General features: G+C 40.6%; 17 protein-coding genes. 6 read left to right on the top strand and 11 right to left on the bottom strand.

The genetic code is table 11. The features are described from left to right. Positions 1-10: 10 nt before the first annotated feature. Genes I2432_RS05650 through yjbM form a run of 3 tightly spaced genes read right to left on the bottom strand, consistent with a single transcriptional unit; the run spans position 11 to position 2,386 of the window. Positions 11-907, bottom strand: a complete 897-nt coding sequence (locus I2432_RS05650) for an RluA family pseudouridine synthase (RefSeq protein WP_206152518.1) — start codon at positions 905-907, stop codon at positions 11-13. Next, complete coding sequence (locus I2432_RS05655; protein WP_021320798.1) at positions 904-1,740, bottom strand: NAD kinase; 837 nt, start codon at positions 1,738-1,740, stop codon at positions 904-906. Before I2432_RS05655 ends, I2432_RS05650 begins: the two co-directional genes overlap by 4 nt. Then, positions 1,715-2,386, bottom strand: coding sequence for a GTP diphosphokinase (gene yjbM, locus I2432_RS05660; RefSeq protein WP_012677913.1), 672 nt, complete (start codon positions 2,384-2,386; stop codon positions 1,715-1,717). The genes I2432_RS05655 and yjbM overlap by 26 nt, the downstream gene beginning before the upstream one ends. 94 nt (positions 2,387-2,480) lie before the next feature. Here yjbM and I2432_RS05665 point away from each other — a divergent pair, with 94 nt between their 5' ends. The 6 genes from I2432_RS05665 to I2432_RS05690 all read left to right on the top strand — a co-directional run bounded on the left by I2432_RS05665 (position 2,481) and on the right by I2432_RS05690 (position 7,265). Further along, a complete protein-coding gene (locus I2432_RS05665; RefSeq protein WP_012515666.1) occupies positions 2,481-3,053 on the top strand; it encodes a CYTH domain-containing protein in 573 nt (190 codons plus the stop codon). A gap of 134 nt (positions 3,054-3,187) precedes the next feature. Next, entirely contained in the window at positions 3,188-4,162 is a 975-nt protein-coding gene (locus tag I2432_RS05670; protein WP_012515667.1) for a ribose-phosphate diphosphokinase, read from the top strand. A gap of 2 nt (positions 4,163-4,164) precedes the next feature. Beyond that, on the top strand, positions 4,165-5,292 hold the full coding sequence (locus I2432_RS05675) for a cysteine desulfurase family protein (RefSeq protein ID WP_206158654.1): 1,128 nt from the start codon (positions 4,165-4,167) through the stop codon (positions 5,290-5,292). After that, positions 5,282-5,629 carry a DUF1831 domain-containing protein gene (locus I2432_RS05680; RefSeq protein WP_012515669.1) on the top strand — a complete coding sequence of 116 codons (348 nt, stop codon included), beginning with the start codon at positions 5,282-5,284 and terminating at the stop codon, positions 5,627-5,629. The genes I2432_RS05675 and I2432_RS05680 overlap by 11 nt, the downstream gene beginning before the upstream one ends. Before the next feature lie 284 nt (positions 5,630-5,913). Further along, positions 5,914-6,558, top strand: coding sequence for a redox-sensing transcriptional repressor Rex (locus I2432_RS05685; protein WP_012677911.1), 645 nt, complete (start codon positions 5,914-5,916; stop codon positions 6,556-6,558). A gap of 11 nt (positions 6,559-6,569) precedes the next feature. Then, entirely contained in the window at positions 6,570-7,265 is a 696-nt protein-coding gene (locus I2432_RS05690) for a gamma-glutamyl-gamma-aminobutyrate hydrolase family protein (protein WP_042670686.1), read from the top strand. Between the two features lies 1 nt (position 7,266). Here I2432_RS05690 and radC read toward each other — a convergent pair whose 3' ends face one another. The 8 genes from radC to I2432_RS05730 form a co-directional block, all read right to left on the bottom strand. Continuing rightward, the gene (gene radC / locus I2432_RS05695; RefSeq protein WP_206158655.1) at positions 7,267-7,944 is read right to left on the bottom strand and encodes a RadC family protein; all 678 of its coding nucleotides are present in this window, start codon (positions 7,942-7,944) and stop codon (positions 7,267-7,269) included. A 166-nt stretch (positions 7,945-8,110) separates the two neighbouring features. Next, positions 8,111-9,238 carry an AI-2E family transporter gene (locus I2432_RS05700; RefSeq protein ID WP_115250978.1) on the bottom strand — a complete coding sequence of 376 codons (1,128 nt, stop codon included), beginning with the start codon at positions 9,236-9,238 and terminating at the stop codon, positions 8,111-8,113. Positions 9,239-9,547: 309 nt separating this feature from the next. Then, positions 9,548-10,162, bottom strand: coding sequence for an SGNH/GDSL hydrolase family protein (locus I2432_RS05705; RefSeq protein WP_012677907.1), 615 nt, complete (start codon positions 10,160-10,162; stop codon positions 9,548-9,550). A gap of 203 nt (positions 10,163-10,365) precedes the next feature. Next, the gene (locus I2432_RS05710; protein ID WP_206158656.1) at positions 10,366-11,898 is read right to left on the bottom strand and encodes a ClC family H(+)/Cl(-) exchange transporter; all 1,533 of its coding nucleotides are present in this window, start codon (positions 11,896-11,898) and stop codon (positions 10,366-10,368) included. 158 nt (positions 11,899-12,056) lie between these two features. Further along, positions 12,057-13,130, bottom strand: coding sequence for an ABC transporter substrate-binding protein (locus I2432_RS05715; protein WP_012515676.1), 1,074 nt, complete (start codon positions 13,128-13,130; stop codon positions 12,057-12,059). After that, complete coding sequence (locus I2432_RS05720) at positions 13,123-13,899, bottom strand: ABC transporter permease (RefSeq protein ID WP_206158657.1); 777 nt, start codon at positions 13,897-13,899, stop codon at positions 13,123-13,125. The genes I2432_RS05715 and I2432_RS05720 overlap by 8 nt, the downstream gene beginning before the upstream one ends. After that, entirely contained in the window at positions 13,896-14,690 is a 795-nt protein-coding gene (locus tag I2432_RS05725; RefSeq protein WP_206158658.1) for an ABC transporter permease, read from the bottom strand. Before I2432_RS05725 ends, I2432_RS05720 begins: the two co-directional genes overlap by 4 nt. Continuing rightward, a complete protein-coding gene (locus I2432_RS05730; protein WP_206158659.1) occupies positions 14,674-15,828 on the bottom strand; it encodes an ABC transporter ATP-binding protein in 1,155 nt (384 codons plus the stop codon). The genes I2432_RS05725 and I2432_RS05730 overlap by 17 nt, the downstream gene beginning before the upstream one ends. Positions 15,829-15,839 lie beyond the last annotated feature (11 nt).

Below are 15,839 nucleotides of genomic sequence, written 5' to 3' on the forward strand. Positions count from 1 at the left end.
TAATCAACCTCTATCTTTTTTTCTGTAAATCTATGATAACGCTCTCAAAGTCATCTGTCAAGCATATTGTATGATCGCTTCTACTTTCTGTAAATGGGTGCGTAAAGCTAAGATGGTGACAATGCAGCGCCTGTCTAGTCATGCCAAGGTCCAATCGACCACCATACAGATCATCTCCCAAAAGTGGAAAACCAAGATGAGCAAAATGTACCCTAATTTGATGGGTCCGACCAGTGTGCAGCCTAATATCCACTAGAGAGACATTTTCAGGGTAACGGGCAATGACCTTGTAGCTTGTCTTAGCATACTTTCCCTTTGGCGTGACAGTTCTTGTGATAATGCTGTCGTCCGTACGTCCAATAGGAGCTATAATCTCGCCTTGATCTGGAAGCCTCTCCTGACCACAAACAAGAGCATAATAGCGTTTATTGATAGCTCTTTGCTGTAGCTGCTTATCTAATCTGGCATGGGCATAGCCATGCTTGGCAAAGAGCATTAAGCCACTGGTATCCCGATCTAAGCGCGTCACAATATGAACCTGTTTATTGGGATAGTCCTGCTTGATATAATAAGCCTTGATAAAATTAGCTATAGTATTAGAATGGATAGCACTTGGAATGCTAGCGTAGCCAGCAGGCTTGTTGAGAATGAGAAAATGCTCGTCCTCATACACAATATCAAGGTCATGCGAAATCGCTGTCAATTGCTCAAAGGACTCCTCATTGGGAATATCAATAGCCACCACATCACCAATATCCAATAAATAAATGGCATTTTGCGCAACGCCATTTACCCATATATTGCCACCCTTGTATTTAATCTTAGCGAGCAATCCCTTTGACACATCGTGCTCTTTTAAAAGGGTCTTTACCTTTGTTTTTTTGGTTGCAACAAATTCAAACCTCATGATTCACTATCCCCAATAAAAGCGTCCTTAACCCTTTCCCAAAAGCTAGTGTGGCTAGGTGAGGACACAAAATGAATCTTTTCATTGCCGATAAAATATTCCACCTTAACCACATTTTTTAAATGGTAGGTTTTATTGTCAACAGAGACAGTATAAACGCCTAGTCTTTTTGGAACAAGCTCAATTTTATCTTTTTTAGGAATAATCACTGAGGACCCCAAGGTTCTAAATACACGATTGTTCAGGCTCGAGATTTCTGTTAGCTGAAGGGCTTCAATCGTTGGGTGCAATACAGCTCCACCTAAGGATTTGTTATAGGCTGTGCTTCCAGTTGGTGTGGATACAGAGATGCCATCACCACGAAAGCTTTCAAACTTGACATTGTTAATGATAATATCTGCAACCATCGTTTTCTCGATACGCTTAATAGTCGCTTCATTGAGAGCCCTAGCCTTAAACAGGCGACCGTCATCAAGCGTAATAACTACCTTTAAAATAGGGTAAGAAATTTGCTCACCGGTGTCTCTTCTAAGATTAGCTATCAATTGATCAACCTCAAAATCACGATAATCAGTGTAAAAACCAAGGTGTCCAGTGTGAATGCCTACAAATCGCACCCTGTCTAATTCTTTTTCGTACATATGAAAGGCTGATAGAAGCATGCCATCTCCGCCAATTGAAATCACAATATCCGGATTTTTTTTGGATAGGTAAAAACTCGGATCGTCCTTAAAGACGCCAAAAAGCTTTGAGGCAAGGCGTTTACTCTGGTATTTGCCGTTTGCAATGATAGCAACGCGCTTTACTTTATCTGTATAATTCATCTGTGTCATCACTATTTCCTACACCATCACTCAAATGACGTGTTACAGGATCAAATAACAATTGTGCTTCACGAATGTCTTCACGAATTTTTCGCATTTCTTCATCAAGCTCCAAAGCAATTTTTGCTGTAACCTCTAATCGTTTTTTTATTTCTTCTGGAAAATCACCACCGTACTTGTAGTTCAAGGAATGCTCAATGGTTGCCCAAAAATTCATTGCTAAAGTACGGATTTGAATTTCTGCTAGTACTTTTTTTTGACCCTCAATGGTATCAACAGGATACTCAACGACAACATGATACGAGCGATAACCACTAGATTTCATGTTTCTAATGTAGTCTCGCTCATAAACAATCGTCATGTCCTGTCTTTGTCTAAGCAAGGACAAAACGTCCTCAATATCGTCCACAAACTGCACCATAATCCTAAGCCCGGCGATGTCTTGAATATCTTGAGCAATATTTTCTTCCAAGACACCACGCAAGGCCATTTTTTCCTTGATGCTCTCAACCGACTTGACACGTCCAGTCACAAACTCGATAGGAGAATAACGGTTTTGCTTGCGAAACTGCTTTCGGATACCGCGTAGCTTAATTTTTAATTCGCCAACCGTTTGTATATAGGGATCCAAAAATTCTTCCCAATCTAAAGCCATCCTTTCTCTCCTTTCTTGTCAAACCTCGGATATTAATATAAAATTAAGATAACAATTTATTATAGCACAAAATATAGTTAAAAGGAACGTTCGCATGACTAACCTAGAAATCGAATACAAGACCTTGCTGACAAAGGACGAATACAATCGCCTCCTCTCTCAAATGACTCATGTCCCACCAGTTACCCAGACGAACTATTACATTGATACTGATCATTTTGATCTCAAGGCTCATAAAATGTCCCTTCGCATTCGCACCTTTGTTGCTGCTCCTGCGGAATTAACCTTAAAAGTCCCTGAAAAGGTTGGTAATCGCGAGTACAATTTAGAGCTTGATGACACCCAAGCAAAAGCTATCATTCAGACAGGACAGCTACCAAAATCAGCTATCCTTGATATTATCAGCACTCTTGACGTTGACCTATCTGCTATAAAAACCTTCGGAAACCTGACTACCATTCGTCGAGAGGCAGATACTCCTATCGGCAAGCTAGCGCTGGATTATAATCAATACGCTGGTATCAAAGACTATGAGCTTGAGCTAGAGGTGACTGATCCTGTAAGAGGAAAGGTTGATTTTGACCACTTTTTAGCCCAACATCAGATCACCTTTAAATATGCCAAAAGCAAGGTCGCTCGCTTCAGCAAGACCCTTAAAAAATCCTAGGAGAGGACAGAAAATCAACAGAAAGACTGAAATTTTTCTGTTTTTTTGTTAAAATAATACTGTCTATTTGTAATCTTGAATAACTGTTAACCTGTTATTCTATCGTTAATGTAATGTAAGGAGCTAATTTTATCATGACTGAACGATATGCTGACAAGCAAATCAAGCTGTTTTCACTCACTTCAAATCTCGCAATCGCTGAAAAAATTTCTAAGGCTGCTGGTATTCCGCTTGGAAAGGTCTCATCTCGTCAATTTTCTGATGGTGAGATCATGATTAACATTGAAGAAACAGTTCGTGGTGATGATATTTATATCATTCAATCAACAAGCTTTCCTGTCAACGATAACCTATGGGAACTGCTCATCATGATTGATGCTTGTAAGCGCGCAAGTGCTAATACAGTCAATATTGTTTTGCCATATTTTGGTTATTCGCGTCAGGATCGTGTTGCAAAATCTCGCGAGCCTATTACAGCAAAGCTGGTCGCAAACATGCTGACCAAAGCAGGGATTGATCGCGTTGTAACCCTTGATTTGCATGCGGTTCAGGTCCAAGGCTTTTTTGACATTCCAGTTGATAATTTATTTACAGTGCCTTTGTTTGCTAAGCACTACTACCCGCTTGGTTTATCAGGATCTGATACGGTTATTGTCAGCCCTAAAAATTCTGGTATCAAGCGTGCTAGAAGCTTAGCAGAGTATCTTAACTCTCCAATTGCCATTATCGATTATGCACAAGACGATGCTGAGCGCGAAGAAGGCTATGTGATTGGTGATGTTGCTGGCAAAAAGGCTATCTTGATTGATGATATTCTAAACACAGGAAAAACCTTTGCAGAGGCGGCTAAAATCCTAGAACGTGCAGGAGCAACTGACATTTATGCAGTGGCTAGTCATGGGCTTTTTGCAGGAGGTGCAGCTGATATTTTAGAGACTGCTCCAATTAAAGAGATCATTGTCACAGACTCTGTCAAGACTAAAAATCGTGTCCCTAAAACAGTAACTTATCTTAGTGCCAGTGATTTAATTGCAGAGGCTATCATTCGCATTCACGAAAGAAAACCACTAAGCCCACTGTTTTCTTACAAACCTGAAAGCAATAACTAATCATGATTTATTTTGATAATGCTGCTACAACACCGCTCAGTCAGGCCGCTATCAAGGCGATGACTGAGGCTATGGCTGATGATTTTGGTAACCCATCTAGTATTCATGCTTATGGGCGGCAGGCAAATAAACAGTTAAGAGAGTGCCGAAAAGCTATTGCCAACTGCCTAGGAGCTGCAGAGAGCCACATTATCTTTACCTCAGGTGGTACTGAAAGTAACAATACGGCTATCAAGGGCTATGCCCTAGCTAATCAGGAAAAAGGCAAGCACCTGATTACAACTGCTATTGAGCATCATTCAGTCTTAAGCACAATGGCCTACCTGGAAGACCGATTTGGCTTTGAGGTAACCTACCTTGAGGCTAAAAATGGAATCATTGATCTAAATCAGCTCCAAGCTGCCTTAAGAGAGGATACAATCTTAGTCAGCATGATGTTTGCTAACAACGAAACGGGAGATTTGTTGCCTATTCAGGCTGTTGGCAGCATGCTTGAGCAGCATCAGGCTGTCTTTCATGTCGACGCTGTCCAAGTTATTGGCAAGATTCCAATACAGCCGGCAGATTTGGGAATTGATTTACTCTCTGCCTCTGCCCATAAGTTTCATGGACCAAAGGGGACTGGTTTTTTATACAATAAAGGCTTAAAGCTTGACCCCCTCTTACATGGCGGCAATCAAGAAAACAAACGAAGGGCCGGTACTGAAAGCCTGATTAATATCATCGGCATGACCCAAGCATTAGATGAGGCTGTCTCAAGGCTACCACAGCATTACCAGCATGCTAAAGAGCTATCACAGCTCTTGCTCAGTGAATTGGAAGGTATTCCTTATCAGCTCAATCATAATGAGTGTCATCTTCCCTATATCATTAATATCGGCTTTCCTGGTTACCAAAATCATATATTACTGACTCAGCTTGATTTAGCAGGCTTTGCTGTGTCGTCAGGCTCTGCCTGTACAGCTGGTGCTGTTGAGCCAAGTCACGTTTTGGCAGCTTATTTCGGCAAGCAGTCCCATCGTCTCACAGAAGCTATTCGAATTAGCTTTTCAGAGCAGAATACTCAAAAAGACGTTATCGCACTAGCAACCCAGCTCAAATATATTTTAGGAGGATCATATGGCATTTGAAAAAGAAATTGCCCTGAAAGACTGTAAATACAGCTACAGAATTAGCCCAAAGATTAAAAAATACACTCTAAGAGACACCACCTTTAGTCAGACCAAGATTGGTCACTATCAGCTGACACGACTACTGGAAAAAGTCCCTAATTCGGGTGAGGGCTTCCCTTTAAAAATTACGATTAATAAAGATTTAGATGGCTTTAAGCTAGCTATAACAGACCAATCCGGTCTAAGACTGGTGAACATTTTTAAATCTGAAGAGCATAGCATACTACAGGACAAGTTTTACTTTTTAATGGATAGCCTTGTTGAGCGTGATATTTTCATTAAAAAAGAATGCTAAGCACACAAGAGCTCTTCTAATCTCAGAGAAATATCAGACAATGACAGTACATTTGCCTTTAACAAGACAAGCCCAGCCATCGCAGCTGACCTAAAGTGCAAGTGCTTCATTGTCTGCTTTTTTATAGTCGGGGTGACTAGCCTTGAAAATACCGATGCTTGTGCTGTCAAGTCATTTTATAACGAAAAACACAAAAAGAATGGTCAAATAGTTGCATATTTCACAATCTATCTGCTACAATGGTGATAGATAACATTAAAATAATAATAGAAGGAGCTACAAAAGTGGTTATTGATAAATCTATTCCAAAAGCGACTGCAAAACGCTTATCACTCTATTATCGTATTTTTAAACGCTTTTATGCTGACCAGGTTGAAAAGGCAAGCTCAAAACAGATTGCTGATGCTATGGGGATTGATTCTGCAACTGTCCGACGTGATTTCTCTTACTTTGGTGAATTAGGTCGACGTGGATTTGGCTATGATGTCACAAAATTAATGAATTTTTTTGCAGATTTGCTAAATGATCACTCAACAACGCATGTGATTTTAGTCGGCTGTGGCAATATTGGTCGTGCACTTCTTCACTACCGCTTCCACGATCGAAACAAAATGCAGATTGTTATGGGATTTGACACTGATGATAATCCTATGGTTGGCACCAAAACACCTGATGATATTCCCATTTATGGCATTTCAACCATTAAGGAGCACCTGGATAATTCAGGCATTGAAACGGCTATTCTAACGGTCCCAAGCATTTATGCTCAAGAGGTTGCAGATCAACTGATTGAAGCTGGCATTCGCGGTATTTTAAGCTTTGCTCCACTTCACTTACAGGTTCCAAAAGGCGTGATCGTCCAATCTGTTGATTTGACCAGCGAGTTGCAAACCTTGCTATACTTTATGAACCAAAATCATCTTGATTAATGGAGAAGGTCGTGTCTAAAACAATTATTGGGATAACTGCCAACCAAAGGGTGACCAAGGCTCTAGATAACCTGCCCTGGTCCTATGCTCCAACAGGCTTCATCGAGGCTGTGACAAGGTCTGGTGGCCTACCCTTACTTCTTCCGATTGGGGATGAGGCAGCTGCCAAATCCTATGTCGCAATGGTTGATAAAATCATTCTTATTGGTGGTCAGCATGTTGATCCTAAATATTATCATGAAAAAAGAGCTGCACTTGATGGTGATTTTTCACCCCAGCGTGACATTTTTGAGCTAGCCATCATTAAAGAAGCCCTAGCGCAGAAAAAACCGATTTTAGGTATTTGCCGCGGTATGCAGTTAATGAATGTTGCTCTAGGTGGCAGTCTAAACCAGCACATTGATGGCCATTGGCAAAAGACTGCTTCTGATTGTTTATCACAGGAGATAGTGGTCGAAAAAGCTTCACCTTTATACCCTATCTATGGTCCAAGAGCATTGATTAATTCATTTCACCACCAGAGCCTAAAGCGGGTCGCAAAGGACTTAAGAGTGATTGCAAGGGATCCTAACGATGGCACTATCGAGGCTGTTGTCTCCTGCAATCCTGACATTCCCTTTCTTGGTGTCCAGTGGCACCCAGAGCTGCTTCAGGCTATTAGAGAAGAAGACCTAAAGCTTTTTGATTGGTTTATCCATAGCCTCTAGCTCAAAATAAATCTGATTTTTCTCGGAAGCTATAGTAGCCATGCTTACTAACGATGATGTGATCTAGGCAGATAAGTCCTAGATAATCACATGATCGTTTTATTTTTTCTGTGAAATGATAATCATTTGCGCTTGGCTTGGTCAGGCCTGAGGGATGATTGTGAACAACAATAAGGCTAGTCGCCATATTTTTACATGCATAATAGAGAATTTCTCTAGGCTCTGCAATTGATTTTCTGACAGTTCCTATGAATATCGTCTTTTCTTCAATAATTTTATTTTGACTATCGAGATAAATAGCGACTAAATGCTCCTGCTGCTTGTCTCCTAATTCAATCATCATTTTTTCAGCTACCTGAGCACTGGATAGGACAGGTGCTGCCACTGCTTGCCCTGCTATCTGAATACGGTCTGCCAGCTCTAGCATGGCCTTAATTTCAATAGCCTTGACCTTTCCTATCCCAGATAAACGCTGTAGTTCTTGTAAAGAAAATTTCTTCAAGTCAGCTAGACTATCTAAGCTTGACAATAAATAAGCAGACAACTCTAAGACATGCTTTTCCTTGTTACCTGTCCTAAGTAGGATCGCTAGTAGCTCTTGATTGCTTAGCTTTTCTGGACCCAGTCGAATCAAACGCTCTCTAGGCATTAATTCATGATCAGTTTTGATGGAATACATCTTATTACCTCCATTAATGATATTCGATAAATAAGACGGCTTTTTTCCTTACTACAGCATAAAAATAAGGCCATACACAATAAATCAGACAAAATGATGACAGGGTAATAAAAAAGCCAAGGAATCGGTCTTGTGATAGACGTTTTCCTTGGTTTAATGCTGTTGATTAGTTGGACTGACGATCTTGTAAGGCCTGCTTTTTATGGATATGATCCTTTACCACTTGATAAAGCGTTGCCGCTAATGGCACTGCAACGATCATACCAACAATGCCTTTGAGGGCTGCACCAATGGTGATTGCCATTAAGACCCACATAGCTGGTAACCCGATAGACCCACCAACAACTCTGGGATAAATAAAATTTCCTTCGATTTGCTGTAGTATAACGAGAAAGACAATAAAGACTACTGCCTGCGACATTGACTGAGTCATAATCAAAACAAAGCCTATCGCAGCACCTATTGAGGCACCAACAACAGGGATCAAGGCAGTAAAAGCAACCAAGACTCCAATAGTTCCTGCAAAGGGTAATTGTAGGATAAACATGCCAATGGCAGTCAAGGAGCCTAAAATCATTGCTTCAAGCGTCTGACTCACAAAGAAGCCACGAAAACGACTATGCAACAAGCTCACTAAATAATGAATGGTCTTTGCGTATTTACCAGTATAGGTGTCAATTAAGGTGGTTGCCTGCTGACAGAGCTCTTCCTTGCTAGCAAGCACATACAGGGAAAAGACAAAGCTGATAAATACATTGATAATAGCTGAGGCAACTGCTGTCACCGATGTTAAAATACCAGTTAGAACACCTATAAATTGCTTGAGCAGCTGCTGGCTATAGTTGGTAATTGTTTCTGTCAGCTTAGCGTCTCCACCAATGTAATTAATGGCACGCGCAATCAGCTTATTGTGACCTAAATCACTGATGACCTCCTTGATAGCTCTTGTATCAAATTGCGTTAGCGAGCTAATGCTTGCAATCAAATCGGGGATTACAATAGAAATAATCCACACAATCAAGCTGATAAAGGTAAAATATGCCAAAAGCATACAGAGCCCTCTTCTAGCCTTCATGGCAAAAGGAAAGGGCTTTAGGGTATAAGTATACGCTCTTTCATAGGCACTCATGACAATATTAACAATATAGGCGACTGCTGCTCCATAAAGAAAGGGCAGGCTTGTCTTATAAACGGTTGTGACAATATTAGCCCCATTATCCCAATTAGCTTGAATAGCATAGCAAAGAACAAAGGCAAGCACAACATAAAAGACTTGTTTTTTTTCAAATTTCATTTTAACTCCTTCCTGTTTATTATACACTAAATCGTTTAATATAGGATAAAAAGTCTAACATTATCTGAGCTTAAAGGCTCAGCCCTTCCTTACGATGCTACTTGATCAGCACAAGCTAACAGTAGCTCGCACCCAATTACTACAGCTAAGCTTTGAGACTTCTAGCCCAATGGCTGATTTTCTCGCAGTATAAACCTAATGCTTCTTTTATTGTGCAGCCTATCGGCACTCTGAAGGGATTCAATGAGGATTCATCAGCGCTTGGTTTTTAAAGATCCCTTACAAATTAGCAGCTCCAGCCTTTACCTTTCATAGATAGGGACTAATAGCTTGAGCTAAGTGCTCATAGCCAAGGGCATTAAGATGAATGCCATCTACCGTATAAGCAGCTGCTAAGCCACCAGTCTCGTCCTTTAAGCAGGCATTAAGATCAATAAATTCAATCGCTGGTATCATTGCTAATGCTTGATTAATCTCATCAATAGCCCTATTTGTCCTTAGCTTGACAGTCGCCTGATAGGCAGGATTTTCAGAAACCGGCAATATAGACAGAAGGCTAATCCTAGTATAAATAGACTGACTGCGAATACGACTAATAAGATCAACAATGGTCGATACGATATGCGATTGATCAAAGCCAAGCCCAATATCATTACAGCCAATCAGGATAAACACATGACTGGGCTCCAGATCATTCACATGACTGTCAATATGCTCTAGCAACCACTGACTGTCTATCCCTGCAATTCCGCGATTATAAATGGTTGAAACCTGTTTGAAGTATTTTTTTAGCGGGAAAAATTCGATTAACGAATCACCAGCAAAAACAATTCCACCAGCCTCTACGCCTTGGTTCTTTTTTTGATAGGCAGCAAGCTTATTCTTTTGGTAATGGCGCAGCTCTTTTGAAATAACTTCTAGCATATAAAGCTCCTTTGATTGATACTTAAGTATAACAAAAAGACAGCAGGTATTCATCAGATACGACTGCTAAGGCTATGTCTCTTGCTACAACAGGCTCAATGACACAAAAAAAGCAAATCAAGCTTTCATCAGACGAGAAAAAGCACTGATCTGCTTCTTTGATCGGTAGCACAGCTACTGCTGACTGCTTAACCGTCCTTGCTCTACATCAAGACCTCTCGAACAAAGCCTGTATCAGCTTCATTGACCACCAAAAAGATCGTAGCACCTGAAATCAATAGCGTATCACCTGAGACGACTTGTGATTTCTTATGATGGATCTGCGTTGTAATTAAAACATTTTTAGGCAGCCTTAAGTCTCGGACGTATCTACCTGCAATTTTCTCACTCACAGGTAATTCAATCAGAGTGGGCTCCACCAGATCTGTTGGGTGTTTGATGGCCATCTTTTCTAGCATTGCTTCATAGATAGGCTGACCATTTAACAAATCCATCACCAAGTAAGCCACGAAGGTCACAACAGCAATGGCCATTAAAGGCTTCAAGTCCCCTACCATTTCAGTCACTAAGATCATTCCTGTCAAAGGGGCCTTTGATACAGCAGCAAAGTAGCCTGCCATTCCCAATACTAAAAAGAGAGGAATCAACTGGTGATCTAACAGTCCTATTTGCTGAAAGGTCAATCCAAAAATAGTTCCGGACAAGGCACCTAAGGTTAGAATAGGCAAAAAAATTCCTCCAGGCAGGCCACTGCCATAGCTAAACATACTCCCTAAAAATCGAATAAAGAAGTAAGCAAGAACAGTCAACAGTGGTAGCTTTTGCTCTGACAAGGACATAATCAAGCCATGACCTCCGCCCAATAGCTGTGGCAAATAATAGCCAATCGGCAGGATAATAGCAACAACAATCAGCCCATAAAAATGTGGCGCTAGGTGCAAGCTCTTTCCAAGAAAATCATAAATCCTATGAAAATGTAAAATGACCTTTTCATAAAGAAAGCCCAGGCAGCCAAGTACAAGACCTAAGATTAAGAGCAGCCAATATTGATTTAAAGCAAGAAAGGGCATTGCCTTAGGCATAGCCAAAACAGGTCTAAGGCCAAAAATATTCAACGAAATAAAGTTCGCAACAAGGCTTGCAACCAAGGCAGTGATCCACACTAATCTTGAAAAATGATGGTAAATCTCCTCAACAACAAAAAGCAGTCCTGCAATAGGCGCATTAAAAGCAGCTGATAAGCCAGCAGCTGCTCCACTAGCGATCAAGACGCGTTTTTCTAGACGACTAGATTTCAGGTACTTAGCTAAGCCTTTAGCTGACATAGCCCCTAATTGTATAGAAGGGCCTTCTCTTCCCAGCATTAAACCCATAGAAATGGCAATTGTTCCACCAAGGTATTTTTTCCAAAGCACACTCCACCAATTGGGTGACATCAAGCCCTTTAGCTCCCCTTCGACGTGTGGAATACCAGAGCCTTTAATGTTGGCGTCAGACTTGACCAAAAGACCAACTAAAAAAACAGCTAATAAGCTAAAGCCTGCTATCAGAACAAGGAGCATGAGATTGCTGTGAGCTTGGTGATAATAGCCAACAACAGCCTCACTAACCATCTCAATCAATAAGCGAAACAAACTGACAATAGCTCCAGCAATTATTCCGACTAAAATGCCCCGCCAAACGTAAGCTATGATTGAGTGTTTGGAAAAGGTAAACTCGTTTTTATGATTTTCCATTTTGTCATCTCTTTCATTTTGATAAACCACTACTATTGTATCAAAGACAGAAGCAAGATTCTAGTTCTTTTTAATCTCATGAGATGATTGAGACCAGACCAAGCTAAAAAAAGACTGAGGAAGCCTTCAAATGAATAGCTCCTTCAGTCTTACATGACTTATTTTCGATACATTTTAAATTGTAGGTAAAGGTCGTTGTAAATACCCAGCCATTTAGAGCCTAAATTATCATAAACCTCTAATTTTTTAACGGTCTCATCAGTTGGGTAAAAGGCTGGGTCATTTTTAATATCATCTGGCAATAAAGCCTTCGCTTTTGTATTGGGTGTGGCATAGCCGATATATTCAGCATTTTGTGCTGCATTTTCCGGCTTCATGATAAAGTTGATGAAGGCATAGGCTTCCTTTTCATGCTTCATTGTTTTGGGAAGCACCAGATTATCAAACCAAAGGTTTGAGCCCTCTGATGGTACAACATAGTGTAAGTGGTCGTTATTGTCCAGCATTTCGCTAGCCTCTCCTGAGAAGGTAACACCAATAGCAGCGTCACCCTGAATCATATACCCCTTCATCTCGTCAGCGACGATTGCTTTTACATTAGGGGTTAAGGCCTGTAGTTTTTTTTCAGCTACTTCAAGCTGCTTTAGATGCTTTGAGTTAACGCTATAGCCAAATGTGGTCAATCCAACACCTAAAATCTCACGAGCACCATCAACTAGCATGATACTATTTTGGTATTCTGGCCGCCATAAATCCTCCCAATGCATAGGAGCCTTATCCACCAGCTGGTCATTATAGACAATGCCTACCGTTCCCCAAAAATAAGGAATGGAATAATCATTGTGCGGATCAAAGCTTTTTCCTAAAAACTCCTGACCAATGTTATCTAGACCAACAAGCTTGGACTTATCTAGCTTAACAAGAAGCTTTTCCTTAATCATCTTGTCAATCGTGTAATCACTCGGAACAGCAATGTCATAGGTCGTTCCACCCTGTTTGATCTTGGTGTACATGGCTTCATTGGAATCAAAGGTCTCATACTGAACCTCGATACCGGTTTCCTTAGTGAATTTTTTCAGCAAAGCGGGATCAATGTAATCACCCCAGTTATAAATCACCAGCTTATCAGATTGACTAGCAGAGCTCGTTTTTTTCTGCAAAATAAAGGACAGGGTCGCAAGCAGCAAGATAACCCCGATAATTCCCGCTAAAAAAGAGTATAGCTTACGCATGCTTTTCCTCCTTGTCCTGTGAAATGTAATAATAGCCAATGACTAATAGAATTGAGAACAAAAAGACAATCGTTGATAAGGCATTGATATCTAATGAAATACCCCTTCGAGCACGCGAATAGATCTCAACAGACAGGGTTGTAAAGCCATTTCCTGTTAGAAAAAAGGTCACCGCAAAATCATCTAAGGAATAAGTAAAGGCCATAAAGTAGCCTGCGATAATGCCCGGTGTCAGATAAGGAAGCATAACCTCCTTTAGCATTTGAAAGTGATTTGCTCCTAGATCATAAGCTGCATTAATCATATCTTGATTCATTTCCTTCAACCGAGGAAGCACCATTAAGACCACAATCGGAATGGAAAAAGCAATATGACTCATCAAAACCGAGAGGATTCCTAATTGAAATTTCAAGGACGTAAAGAGAATCAAGAAAGAGGCACCTATCATCACATCAGGGGAAACCATCAACACATTATTTGCAGACAGTATCGCATTTTGGTACTTCTTTTTACTCTGATGAATAAAAATCGCCCCAAAGGTCCCGATAATGGTTGCAAGCAAGGCACTTGTAAAGGCTAACACAAAGGTCTGCAATAAAATCGCCATCAAGCGACTATCATCAAACATGGTCTTATAATGCCCTAGTGTAAAGCCAGAAAAGCCATTCATGTCCCCACTCTTGTTAAAAGAATAAACAATCAAGTAAAAGATTGGAATATAGAGCAAAATAAAGACACACGCTAAGTAAAGATTGGCAAATTTTTTCATTTACTTTTCTCCTTTGTTAGCCACATAATTGCAATCATTGCGATTATGAGGACAACACCTATGGTTGAGCCCATTCCCCAGTTTTCTGTTGTTAGGAAATGCTGTTCAATAGCTGTTCCCAGCGTAATCACGCGGTTTCCACCAATGAGACGCGTAAGCATAAAAAGACTCAGGCTGGGAATAAAAACCGACTGAACCCCTGCTCTAACACCGTTTAGCGACAAAGGAAAGATAACCCTTGAAAAGGTCTGGTAGTCATTGGCACCCAGGTCTTTACTAGCATTGATAATATTGTCATCAATATCATCTAAAGCATTAAAAATAGGCAAAATCATAAAGGGTAGCTCAATATAAGAGGCCACAAAAATAAAGGAAAAATCAGTAAACAGAATTTGCTGTGGTCCTAAGCCCATAAAGGCTAAAAAGCTATTGATACCACCCTGCTGCCCAAAAATACCCATAAAAGCATAAGCCTTGAGGAGCAGATTGACCCAGGTTGGTAAAATAATAAGCATTAACCACAGCTGCTTGTGCTTTAAACGCGTTAACAATAAAGCTGTGGGATATGAAATCAAAAAGGTCACCAAGGTAACGATACCAGCATATAAGATAGAGTTTAAGCCCATTCTCAGGTAAGTCCATGAGCTAAAAAAAGTCTCGTAATTGGCTAGTGTCAATCGTCCTTCGATGTCAAAAAAGGATTGATAAAGCAAAAGGGCAACCGGTGCCATAACAAAGAGGACAATCCATAAAAAATAGGGAACTGCAAAGAGGCTAGAGGTTTTCTTCATTGCGCTCCTCCTCAATAGCATTGATTAAGCCATCCGCATGCTCATCGATTTCAACGTATTCTTCGATACGAGCATCAAATTCTTCTTCTGTTTCATTGAGGCGCATAATATGAATATCCTCTGGTGTGAAATCTAAACCAATCACTTCTCCTTCAATGGCCTTGCGGGTTGAGTGAATCATCCATTCGTTGCCTAAATCATCATAGGCAATGATTTCATAGTGAACACCACGAAAGAGCTGTGTATCTACCTTTACCTGAAGCTTTCCTTCCTCTGGCAGGGTGATTTGTAAATCCTCCGGTCGAATAACCACCTCAACTGACTCATTGGGTCGCATACCACCATCAACTGACTCAAATTCTTTCCCGTTAAAGGAAACCAGATAGTCTTTAATCATCGTACCATTGATGATGTTTGATTCACCAATAAAGCTAGCTACAAAATGATTAATCGGCTCATCGTAAATATCTACAGGTGTGCCTGATTGCACAATTTCACCATCATTCATGACAAAAATCCAATCACTCATCGCTAGTGCTTCTTCCTGATCATGGGTAACAAAAACAAAGGTAATGCCCAGTCGCTGCTGCAGCTCACGCAGCTCATACTGCATTTCTGTTCTCAATTTCAAATCAAGGGCAGAAAGTGGCTCATCTAATAGGACAAGACGAGGCTGATTGATAATCGCACGAGCAATTGCCACGCGCTGACGCTGACCGCCAGAAAGCTTCTGAATGGATCGCTTTTCGTAGCCTTCTAATTGAACCATTTTTAAGGTTTCCTTGACACGTCTTGCTATTTCCTGTTTGTCAACCTTTTTCAGCTTTAAAGCAAAGGCAACGTTCTCAAAAACCGTCATATGAGGAAACAAAGCATAATTCTGAAAAACAGTGTGAATATCACGCTTATTGGTCGGCAAATCATTGATACGCTCACCATCTAAATAAATATCGCCACTGGTCGCATCAAGCAGCCCAGCCATAATATTTAAAATGGTTGATTTCCCAGATCCTGAGGCACCAAGCAGGGTGTAAAATTTCCCCTCCTCAAGCTCAAAATTAATGTTCTTTAGAACCTGTGTTCCGCTATCCTCAAATGTCTTTGAGACATTGTCAAATGTGATAATTGGCTTAGTCAATTGTCATAAAT

This window comes from Streptococcus equi subsp. zooepidemicus (assembly GCF_015689395.1).
In the GTDB taxonomy this organism is placed as follows: domain Bacteria; phylum Bacillota; class Bacilli; order Lactobacillales; family Streptococcaceae; genus Streptococcus; species Streptococcus equi.

What these genes read in the sequence shown, in the direction of transcription:
- I2432_RS05650 (WP_206152518.1), bottom strand. Translation starts at nt 907, where the DNA reads ATGAGGTTTGAATTTGTTGCAACCAAAAAAACAAAGGTAAAGACCCTT.
- I2432_RS05655 (WP_021320798.1), bottom strand. Translation starts at nt 1,740, where the DNA reads ATGACACAGATGAATTATACAGATAAAGTAAAGCGCGTTGCTATCATT.
- yjbM (WP_012677913.1), bottom strand. Translation starts at nt 2,386, where the DNA reads ATGGCTTTAGATTGGGAAGAATTTTTGGATCCCTATATACAAACGGTT.
- I2432_RS05665 (WP_012515666.1), top strand. Translation starts at nt 2,481, where the DNA reads ATGACTAACCTAGAAATCGAATACAAGACCTTGCTGACAAAGGACGAA.
- I2432_RS05670 (WP_012515667.1), top strand. Translation starts at nt 3,188, where the DNA reads ATGACTGAACGATATGCTGACAAGCAAATCAAGCTGTTTTCACTCACT.
- I2432_RS05675 (WP_206158654.1), top strand. Translation starts at nt 4,165, where the DNA reads ATGATTTATTTTGATAATGCTGCTACAACACCGCTCAGTCAGGCCGCT.
- I2432_RS05680 (WP_012515669.1), top strand. Translation starts at nt 5,282, where the DNA reads ATGGCATTTGAAAAAGAAATTGCCCTGAAAGACTGTAAATACAGCTAC.
- radC (WP_206158655.1), bottom strand. Translation starts at nt 7,944, where the DNA reads ATGTATTCCATCAAAACTGATCATGAATTAATGCCTAGAGAGCGTTTG.
- I2432_RS05700 (WP_115250978.1), bottom strand. Translation starts at nt 9,238, where the DNA reads ATGAAATTTGAAAAAAAACAAGTCTTTTATGTTGTGCTTGCCTTTGTT.
- I2432_RS05705 (WP_012677907.1), bottom strand. Translation starts at nt 10,162, where the DNA reads ATGCTAGAAGTTATTTCAAAAGAGCTGCGCCATTACCAAAAGAATAAG.
- I2432_RS05710 (WP_206158656.1), bottom strand. Translation starts at nt 11,898, where the DNA reads ATGGAAAATCATAAAAACGAGTTTACCTTTTCCAAACACTCAATCATA.
- I2432_RS05715 (WP_012515676.1), bottom strand. Translation starts at nt 13,130, where the DNA reads ATGCGTAAGCTATACTCTTTTTTAGCGGGAATTATCGGGGTTATCTTG.
- I2432_RS05720 (WP_206158657.1), bottom strand. Translation starts at nt 13,899, where the DNA reads ATGAAAAAATTTGCCAATCTTTACTTAGCGTGTGTCTTTATTTTGCTC.
- I2432_RS05725 (WP_206158658.1), bottom strand. Translation starts at nt 14,690, where the DNA reads ATGAAGAAAACCTCTAGCCTCTTTGCAGTTCCCTATTTTTTATGGATT.